This window comes from Streptomyces sp. NPDC056527, from assembly GCF_042794475.1.
Lineage (GTDB): Bacteria > Actinomycetota > Actinomycetes > Streptomycetales > Streptomycetaceae > Streptomyces.
On the sequence record NZ_JBHTTQ010000086.1, the window covers coordinates 24,061 to 31,604 of the forward strand.

Sequence of the window (7,544 nt, forward strand, 5' to 3'; positions counted from 1 at the left end):
TTCTGGCAGCTGAGCCTCTGTCCGCCGCCCAGCCACCCTGCCCACCCGCCCCAGATCCCTCGTCCGTGAAGGAGGAACCCCGTGTCTGCTGGTCTGAACGCCGCAACGCACGCCAAGCGGGCCGCGATGGTCGATCGCCTCGTGTCCGATGGCGTCCTGACCGACCGCCGGCTCCGTTCCGCGCTGCTCCGCGTGCGCCGCGAGGTGCTTCTCCCTCACGCCTACGTCCGGGTCAGCGGCCCGGGCGCGGAACCCATCGAATGGCGGCTCCTCCAGGGCGCCCATCCCGAAGACCGGGCGGAGTGGCTCGAGCTGATCCACAGCGACGAGTCGATCCTGCTGCAGCGCGACGGCGAGCCTCTCGATGTCCTCTGCCGCGGCCCGGTCTCCGGAGGCCACATGTCGTCCATGTCCACCTACACTCCGGCCACCATCGGAGCTCTGCAGACCCTGCGACTCGAGCCCGGGCAGTCGTTCCTCGAACTCGGACCAGGTCCAGGCGTCTCCCTTGCGCTCGCCGCCGCCGTCACCGGCCCTGGGCACGCCGCCGGTGTGGAGCGCGATGAGCGCATGGCCGCATTCGCCCAGCAGAACTTGGACGACCTCGGCCTTGGCGCGAAGGTCGTCGCGGGCGACGCCCTTGACGGGCTCCCGGCTGAACGGCTCTTCGACCGGATCCACTCCGGCATCGGCGTCCCCTGCGTCCCGCCCGCGTGGATCCAGCAGCTCGCGCCGGGCGGGAGGCTACTCACCACGCTCGCCACCAGGACGCCGAGCTGGCCGGGACAACTCCTCGTCTCCCGCGCGCCGGCAGGCGAGATCAAGGCGGTGCTGAAGGGCACGCCGCGGGGGTACCGGCCCATGCTCGGCTACCGGTGGCTCAGCGCTCTGGACCACCGCACCCGCATCAAGGCCCGTCCCGGCCGATCGCGCCCGACCGCGCTGGCTCCGCCGGCGGACGACGCGTACGGATTCTGGATCGCCGCCGCCTATGTGCTCGGAAACGGCAGCCTGGTGCGGGACTTCCAGGCAGAGACGATGACCATCGTCGCTCCCGATGAGGACTCCTGGGCGGTCGCCGGGCCCGGTGACGGCACCGTTCGCGTGCACGGCCGCCGGGATGTCTGGGCCGAACTCGAAGACCTTCACGCCCGCTGGGATCGGGCCGGTCGTCCGGACACCTACACCGTTGAACTCCCCGATGGAGGTGGCCCGCAGTACGTCACCTCCGGCACCGGAAGGAACGCGCTCGCATGGACGCTCCCCGCGCTTGCCACCGTTCCCCGGCAGACGCCTTGATCACGCCGCTGCGGGTCACCGTCGCCGCGGTGACCTCCGTCCCCCTTCTCAACGGCACCCACCGGAGGAACCTCGTCATGACACACACAGCAGGCCCACCGGCCGTGGCGACCGAACCCGCGCACCGGCACCGCGGCCACGCCCGGGCCGCCTCGGCTGCGCTGCTGAAGCACCTGCAGCGGGAGGGCGCGACGCTCGACGAAATGCAAGCAAGCGCAGACGCCGTGCCGCTGTACGAAGGGTTCGGCTGCACCAGCAATCCCGGACTCATGCGGATGACGAAGCTCCCGCAGGCCCGGGAGGGGGGCGCGTCATGACTGAGGGATGGCTCCCGCCCGAGGAGTACGCAGCCTCGCTGCCGAAAGCGAGCGTGTTCGGCGCCGTCTTCTTCACCGACATGGACGACCGGCCCGTGCAGCTTCATGCCGTCTACAGCACCGAGCATCCCTGGCAGCTGCCCGGCGGTACGGCGGAGGCCGGCGAACGGCCGTGGGAAACCGCGGTGCGGGAGACCGAGGAAGAGACCGGGCTGCTGGTGCCAGGGCCGCCGCGGCTGCTGGCGGCCGTCTTCGGCCTGCCCGGCGCGGCATGGCCCCTGGCGACCACGGGCTTCGTATTCGACGGCGGGCGGTTGACCGACCGGCAGATCGCCGGCATCACACTCGCCCCAGAGGAGCACGACGACGTGCGGGTTCTCTCGCTGGAGGGCTGGCGGGCGCTGATGCCGGCACGGGACTTCGCCCGGCTCACCGCCCTCATGGATGCCCGCCGGACCGGAGTGGCGGCCTACGTCGGTGCCTGGGACTGGGACAGCGATCTACGCGGTACGGCCACGAGCACCGAAGAGACCGCACGGTGAGCACCGCATCATCAGTGCGGGGCCTGGAGCGAGCACTACACGTCAAGCCGGCGCATCGAGCCGCGCTTCCGCCGCCCCACCGGCAGTGGGGCCCGGGCGACTCGGCCACCCCGACGGCACCGGTGGCCCCGGGGCTCCTGGTTCGGCAGCAGGGAGCCGAGGAGGGCCAGGGGCGCCGGTGAGGGCGGTGGGGTATGAGCCGCCGCGCGCTGAGGCCCCCTCCGGGAGGGGTGCGATGATAGGAGCATGGGACGACAGAGGACCAAGCCGGCCCCGACGCCGCCGACCACGACGCGTGGTCGGCGTACCCGTGACGGCCTGATCCTTGCCGGGCGGGAGGTTCTGGAGCAGCAGGGTTGGTCCGCTTTCAGTCCTGAAGCAGTGGCGCAGGCGGCCGGCGTCTCGTACGGGACGTTCTACACGTACTTCGAATCCCGCGACGACCTGCTGCATCACGTCGTCCGGTCGGTCGCGGGCGAAATGCTGGCCTCGAGCCTGGTGTCACCGGATGTGGTGGGCGATCCCTACGCGAAGCTCATGGAGTCGAACCGCCTCTACCTCCGCGCCTGGGACAGAGCGTCGAAGGTGCTGCGGCTCGTCGAGCAAGGGGCGGCCGCGGACGAGGCCCTGCGGCAGATCGTCCTTGAGATCCGCGAGTTCTACGTCAGTCGTGCCACGAAGGGTCTGAGGCGTCTGCAGGACGCGGGCCTGGCGAATCCGGATCTGGACCCACGCCTGACGGCGCTGGCGCTGGGGTCGATGGTCGAGCAGGTCGCCCACGCACGGTCCTCCATGGAGGAACCGTTCGACGAGGACACGGTCGTCGATCACCTTTCGCGACTGTGGGCGTCGGCCATTGGGTTGCAGGGAGCGCCCGACGAAGGGTGGGCCGCTCGCGCCCGTGCCTCTGCGGGTACCGCTTCCGACTGACGCGGGCGAGAGCCGAGGCAGGAGCTGCGGGTCGCGGGCAGCTCAACGCCCCGTGAAGGACGGCTTCTGCTTGGTGAGGAAGGCGTTCAGGCCAAGGCGGTAGTCCTCGGAAGCCCCGGTGTGGGCGATCTGCGCCGCTTCGTATTCCAGTGCGGCGTCGAGTGTCGATTCGGACGCGAAGGTCACGGCTGCCTTGATGGCGGCGAAGGCGCGAGTGGGGCCGGCGGCCAGTGCGGCAGCGCTGCGGTGGACCTTGGCGTGGAGGTCCTCGTCAGCGGTGACCTGGTGGAGCAGTCCCAGGTCGAGCGCCTCCGCTGCGCCGAGGAGGCGGGGGTGCAGCAGCAGGTCGAGTGCCGCTGCTCGTCCGGCGATGCGGGGCAGGGTCCAGGAGATCCCGGTGTCGCAGGACAGGCCGATGCCGGCGAAGGCGGTGGTGAACGTCGCGGACTCGGCGGCGATGCGGAAGTCGCATGCGAGTGCCAGCGCCATGCCTGCGCCGGCGGCGACCCCGTTGACGGCCGCGATCACGGGTTTGGGTGTCGTCAGCAGGGTCCGAATGAGGGGGCTGTAGTGCTCGCGTACGGCGTTGGCCATGGCGTCGGGGCCCTCTGCGGTCTGCGCTTCATCCAGGTCCTGGCCGACGCAGAAGGCCCTTCCGGTTCCGGTGAGGACCACGGCACGGACGTCGGGGTCGTCGGCCGCTGTCTGCAATGCGGCCAGGAGCTGCGTCTTGGTGTTCAGGTCCAGGCTGTTCATCCGGGCCGGCCGGTCGAACCGGATCGTCCGGACATGGCCTTGTGTGGAGGTGGTGACGACAGGGGGGTTCGTCATGGCGGTTCCGTTCCTGGGCGGGTGGCGGATCATGTGGGGCGGAGAAGGCTCATGCAGTCGCGGGCGGGGCGGAGAAGGCTCATGCGGTCGTGGGCGGGGCCGAGAAGCCTCAGGCGGTGTCGGCGGGGCGGAGAAAGGCTCAGGCGGTCGTCGGCGGGGCCGGGTGGAGGGACGTCCTGGTGCTGAGGTCGTGCACGGCGGCCTCGTACTGCGTCTTGAATGTCGCGATGAGGTCGGCGACCGTGAGGCGCTGCTTGACGGCACCGATGCCCTGGCCGGATCCCCAGATGTCCTTCCATGCCCTGGCCTCGGTGTTGCCGCCGGAGCCGAAGTCCATGGCGGATGGGTCGGATTCGGGGAGGTTGTCGGGGTCGAGACCGGCGGCGGCGATGCTTCCGCGCAGGTAGTTGCCGTGGATCCCGGTGAACAGGTTGCTGTAGACGATGTCCTTGGCGGCGCTGTCGACGATCATCTGCTTGTAGGCCGGCGGGTTGTTCGCCTCGGCGGTGGCCAGGAACGCCGACCCGATGTAGGCGAGGTCGGCGCCTGCGGCCAGGGCCGCCAGGATCGACCGTCCGTGGGCGATGGCTCCGGACATCAGCAGCGGGCCGTCGAACCATTCGCGGATCTCCTGGACCAGGGCGAAGGGGGACTGCGTGCCGGCGTGGCCTCCCGCACCGGCCGCCACGGCTATGACGCCGTCGGCACCCTTCTCGATCGCCTTGCGGGCGAACTCGTTGCTGGTCACGTCATGGAGAACGGTCCCTCCGTAGGAGTGCACGGCCTCGTTGATCTCGGGGCGGGCCCCCAGGGAGGTGATGACGATCGGCACCTGGTGCTTCACGATCACGTCCATGTCGCGCTCGAGGCGGTCGTTGGACCGGTGCACGATCTGATTGACCGCGAGCGGGGCGACGACCGCATGCGGGTGCGCGGCCGCATATGCGGCGTTCTCCTCGGTGATGCGGTCCAGCCAGTCGGAAAGCAGTGACGCGGGCCGAGCGTTCAGGGCCGGGAACGAGCCGATCACACCGGCCTGGCACTGGGCGATGACCAGTTCGGGGCCGGAGGCGATGAACAGGGGCGAGCTCACGACGGGCAGGGTGAGGGGCCGCGAGAGGGCAGGGGGCAACGGCATAGCGGGTCCTTGAGCGGTTTCGGTGAGCCCTCGGAACGTGACCGGAAGAGAGGCTCTCGGCGGGGACAGGCAGCGATTGTGCAACTCGTTGCACAATCGGGCAAGGGAGGCCGCCGGGGCGACGTGCGGCACTGCAGCCGTACGGGGACTCCTGCCCACCCTCCTTCACAGGGCCCCACCAGCGACTTCCCGGTTCGCGCCCCGCCCATCAACATTCTCTGACTTTTTTGTCAGTGAGATAGGCGTCACAGGAGAGACAGCCGTTCGGGCAGTCCACTCCTTCACGCATCCCAGGCAATCGATACCAGCGTGAAGCCATGCACCAAAGCGCCGATTCACCCCGTGGCGACCACGTACGCGGCCACTCTCGTGCGGCCTCGACGCCGAATCTCGCACTTGACTATTTTGTCAGGTTGCCTGACGCTGCCGTCACGTAACCCCGGCCGCCGTGAGCGGAGCGGCTGATGACGTCAGAGCACCCAAGGGAGAAATGCGCATGGACATCAAGTTCGATTTCAGTGGCAAGACAGCGGTGGTGTTCGGCGGCACGTCCGGCATCAACCTGGCCATCGCCGAGGCGTTCGCCGCGCGGGGCGCCGCGGTGGCGGTGGCCAGCCGGAAGCAGGCCAACGTCGACGCGGCCGTCAAGCAGCTCGACGCACACGGGAACCCTGTGCGCGGGTTCGTGGCCGATGTGCGGGACCTGGGGTCGGTCGAAGAGGTCTTCGGGGCTGTGCGCTCGGAGTTCGGGCCGGTCGACGTCCTGGTGTCCGGGGCGGCCGGCAACTTCCTGGCCGAGGCGAACGAGCTGTCGTCGAACGGCTTCAAGGTGGTCGTGGACATCGACCTCAACGGGACGTTCCACGTGATGCGAGCCGGCTTCGAGCACCTCGCTCCGGGTGCCTCGGTCATCAACATCACCGCGCCTCAGGCGGTGATCCCCGTGCGCTACCAGGCCCATGTCTGCGCGGCGAAGGCGGGTGTGGACCAGCTGACCCGGGTGCTGGCGCTGGAGTGGGGCGGCAAGGGCATCCGCGTGAACGCGATCGCGCCAGGCCCGATCGCCGGCACGGAGGGTCTGGCGCGGCTGTCGCCGGGAGATGACCCGGATGGCGACAGGTCGATCAAGACCGTTCCGCTGGGCCGGTTCGGCGCGAAGGAAGAGATCGCCGATCTGGCGATGTTCCTGTCGTCCTCGGCTGCCGGCTACATCTCCGGAGCGGTGATCCCCTGCGACGGCGGCGGGTCGTTCGAGAGCATCCGCGGGATCGAGGAAGCCGGCCGCTATCTCGCGTCGGTCTCGCGGTGAGTGACGCGCTGCCGTCCTCTCCCAGCGCTACGACAGACGCCGGAGCGCCGCTGGGAGACAGCCCGCTCTGTGAAGCGATGGTGGTGGATCCGGGCCTGGTCCCTTCGCGGGGACGCGCCTCTCGGCCCGCGGCACCTTCATCGAGCGCAGAGGGCTGCCGGAGACCGCGCCCGCTTCTCCCACACCCCACAGGGTGCGCACCGGTCCCGCCCGGCCGGGCGGCGATACCGCCGCAGTCGCCCGTGACTGGGCTGCACCCGCATTGATCCCGACTGTTCAGGAGCACTCCCCATGAAGCGTCAGATCTACACCGAGGACCACGAGGCCTTCCGCCGAGTCGTCCGTACCTTCCTGGACAAGGAGGTGCACCCCCACTACGAGCAGTGGGAGAAGGACGGCATCGTCTCCCGCGACGTATGGCTCGCCGCCGGCCGTCAGGGCCTTCTCGGTCTCGCCGTCGACGAGGAGTACGGGGGCGGCGGCAACCTCGACTACCGGTATGCCTCCGTCCTCGCCGAGGAGTTCGGCCGCGCCTACACCCCGGGCTTCGCCATCGGCCTGCACAACGACATGATCGGCCCCTACCTGACCTCGCTGGCGACCGAGGAGCAGAAGCGCCGCTGGCTGCCGGGCTTCTGCTCCGGCGAGCTGATCACCGCCATCGCGATGACCGAGCCGGGCGCCGGCTCCGACCTCCAGGGCATTCGCACCACCGCCGAGGACCACGGCGACCACTGGATCCTCAACGGCTCCAAGACCTTCATCTCCAACGGCATCAACGCCGACCTGGCGATCGTCGTCGCCCGCACCACCCCCGAGGGCGGCGCGCACGGACTCTCGCTGCTCGTCGTCGAGCGGGGAATGGAGGGCTTCGAGCGCGGCCGCAACCTCGACAAGATCGGGCAGAAGTCGCAGGACACCGCCGAACTGTTCTTCCACGACGTCCGCGTCCCCAAGGGGAACCTCCTCGGCCAACACAACGGCGCCTTCCTGCACTTGATGACAAACCTCGCCCAGGAGCGCATCACGATCGCGGTCGCCGCCATCGCCGGAGCGGAGCGTCTTGTGGAGCTCACCACTCAGTACGTCAAGGAACGCGAGGCGTTCGGGCGGCCGCTGGCCAAGCTCCAGCACATCCGCTTCGAGATCGCCGAGATGGCCACCGAGTGCGCCGTCAC

Annotated in this window: 8 protein-coding genes; 6 read left to right on the forward strand and 2 right to left on the reverse strand. The window is 69.6% G+C overall.

Annotated features, from left to right (window positions below; all coding sequences use genetic code 11):
* Positions 1-81: 81 nt before the first annotated feature.
* The 4 genes from ACFQ7Q_RS29515 (at position 82) to ACFQ7Q_RS29530 (ending at position 3,088) form a co-directional block, all read left to right on the forward strand.
* Complete coding sequence (locus ACFQ7Q_RS29515; protein ID WP_383560275.1) at positions 82-1,299, forward strand: protein-L-isoaspartate O-methyltransferase; 1,218 nt, start codon at positions 82-84, stop codon at positions 1,297-1,299.
* Positions 1,300-1,376: 77 nt separating this feature from the next.
* On the forward strand, positions 1,377-1,616 hold the full coding sequence (locus ACFQ7Q_RS29520) for a GNAT family N-acetyltransferase (protein WP_383560274.1): 240 nt from the start codon (positions 1,377-1,379) through the stop codon (positions 1,614-1,616).
* Positions 1,613-2,158 (forward strand): NUDIX domain-containing protein, encoded by a 546-nt coding sequence (locus ACFQ7Q_RS29525; protein ID WP_383560272.1) that lies wholly within the window; start codon positions 1,613-1,615, stop codon positions 2,156-2,158. Before ACFQ7Q_RS29520 ends, ACFQ7Q_RS29525 begins: the two co-directional genes overlap by 4 nt.
* A gap of 246 nt (positions 2,159-2,404) precedes the next feature.
* Entirely contained in the window at positions 2,405-3,088 is a 684-nt protein-coding gene (locus ACFQ7Q_RS29530) for a TetR/AcrR family transcriptional regulator (protein ID WP_383560270.1), read from the forward strand.
* A 42-nt stretch (positions 3,089-3,130) separates the two neighbouring features.
* On the opposite strand, the gene ACFQ7Q_RS29535 is transcribed toward ACFQ7Q_RS29530, so the two are convergent.
* A complete protein-coding gene (locus tag ACFQ7Q_RS29535; protein WP_383560268.1) occupies positions 3,131-3,919 on the reverse strand; it encodes an enoyl-CoA hydratase/isomerase family protein in 789 nt (262 codons plus the stop codon).
* Between the two features lie 139 nt (positions 3,920-4,058).
* A complete protein-coding gene (locus tag ACFQ7Q_RS29540) occupies positions 4,059-5,012 on the reverse strand; it encodes an NAD(P)H-dependent flavin oxidoreductase (protein WP_383560267.1) in 954 nt (317 codons plus the stop codon).
* A gap of 535 nt (positions 5,013-5,547) precedes the next feature.
* Between ACFQ7Q_RS29540 and ACFQ7Q_RS29545 the strand changes: the two genes are divergently transcribed.
* A complete protein-coding gene (locus ACFQ7Q_RS29545; RefSeq protein WP_383560266.1) occupies positions 5,548-6,366 on the forward strand; it encodes an SDR family oxidoreductase in 819 nt (272 codons plus the stop codon).
* Between the two features lie 291 nt (positions 6,367-6,657).
* Positions 6,658-7,544 (forward strand): acyl-CoA dehydrogenase family protein (locus ACFQ7Q_RS29550; RefSeq protein ID WP_383560265.1); only part of this gene is annotated, 887 nt, incomplete at its 3' end.